At 35.6% G+C, this 1835-nt stretch carries 2 protein-coding genes; both read right to left on the reverse strand.

Going from position 1 to position 1835, the window contains the following annotated elements:
• Nucleotides 1-145 precede the first annotated feature (145 nt).
• The gene (locus ACFIO3_RS12485; RefSeq protein WP_375608869.1) at nt 146-1030 is read right to left on the reverse strand and encodes a hypothetical protein; all 885 of its coding nucleotides are present in this window, start codon (nt 1028-1030) and stop codon (nt 146-148) included.
• Nucleotides 1031-1106: 76 nt separating this feature from the next.
• A partial coding sequence (locus ACFIO3_RS12490) for a hypothetical protein (RefSeq protein ID WP_375704559.1) occupies nt 1107-1835 on the reverse strand: 729 nt, incomplete at its 5' end.

A 1835-nucleotide genomic window follows, 5' to 3' on the forward strand; every position in this document is an offset into this window, starting at 1 on the left:
TTTGATACGTTTTGTGCAATAAAGAGATGTTCTTTTATATTTCGATTGGTTACTTTAATCGTTTATTTAGATCGCTAGCTGTTTTGATAATAAAAGCCGTGTCTTAAAAGGACACGGCTTTTTTTGCTATAAAGCAGCCCGCCTATTAAACAACTTTGTGTATTTTTTCTATTATTTTAAAATGACCAAATTTAGTGATTTTAGTTTTGCCAATAAAATCTCTATAACCTCTTGTGAGTTTTTTATCACCCGCTAAAACCGCATCGTTTAAAAGATCTAACGTTCCACATGCTTGTGCATTATCACGGACCTTAGCTTTCTCTCTAATACGAGCGCGCCCGTAAACTTGTGCATTCCCATAAATCCTAGCATTGTCTTCAATTATTGCATTATCATAAACACGTGCATTGCCATAAATCTCAGGTTTATCTTCACCATGAGAAAACCCAACTTCTGCATTGCCATAAACATGAGCATTTTCATAAACATGGCTTCTAAAATCAATACAAGCATTTTCATAAATATGCGCATTGTTATAAATATGAGCAGTACCACAAACCTTGGCTTTACCATAAATCTGTGCATTGTCATAAATATGTGCATGCCCACCAATACACGCTTGTTCATAAATAACAGCATTACCGTACACAAGAGCATCCATTACAACACGTGCGCCACCGTAAACCATAGCATCATCACTAACCCAGCAACCATAACGATGATCTAAATTGCTTTCATTTTCTATAAAACCGCCTAAGGTACCTGCTTTTATACAAAAGTTATTATTATCACCAAAAAAATGTTTAAAATCTTTAATGGCTCTAATACGGTGTAATATATGTCCATTAAATTCCCTTGTCTCACTTGTTAATTCATATTTTCTAGGTACTTGCTTTTCATTCTCAGGACGTAAAGGACTATGAAGGCTTTGATCATATATCGTCCATTTAAGAGCAAAGAGATTATGATTTTCACTTTCTTCTTCTTTATTGCGTGTTATGAGATCAATAAGTTCATATGTTTTTTTCATAGTGAAATGCCTTTTAAAGAAAATTTTTGAATGAAAGAGTTTTAAAGAGGGGCGCCCCCGCCGCGCCGCTGCTGTCTTATGCTGCTTTTTCTAAAATATTATTCGAGTTATATATGACTTTATTGCCACTATAAACCTCACCTTCCCTATGAACAAAATCACACTCTCTTAATTTTGCCTTGCCTGAAACCTTCCCATAAATTTTTGAATAACCTGATATTTTTGCATTACCATAAATAATCCCATGAATTTCAGCATGCCCTTCAATAACAGCGTTCCCATGAACGTGTGCATTTTTATAAAGTTTTGAAAAACCTAGAACCTTGGCATTACCATAAACTTTTACATCAGCATAAATGCAAGCATATCCAGAAAGCTTGGCATTACCAAAAATATGCGTATCATTAAAAACCCAAGCATTATAATGAACGTGCGCATTCCCATAAATTCTTGCACGAGGATAAATACGTGCAAAACCATAAACTTCAGCATTTCCATAAACAAAGCCACCTACAACAGCCTTGCCATAAACACGGGCGTTTTCATAAATACAAGCTTCCACATTAACATGCGCATACCCACTTACAACGGCATTATCGTAAACACGTGCATTGCTATAAACCTTGGCATTACCTGCAACCCAGCAATTGCCATGATGCGATAAATTGTATTCACTGCCAATAAAACCGCCGAGGTCGCCTTTTTTGACATTTCCAAAATCTCTTAAAGCTCTAATTCTATGAAGCGTTTTAAAGCCAACCTCTATTGTCTCGCCTGTAAATTCGTATTTTTTTGCAAACTCTCT

It is taken from the genome of Bartonella sp. AD328YNZD, assembly GCF_042196425.1.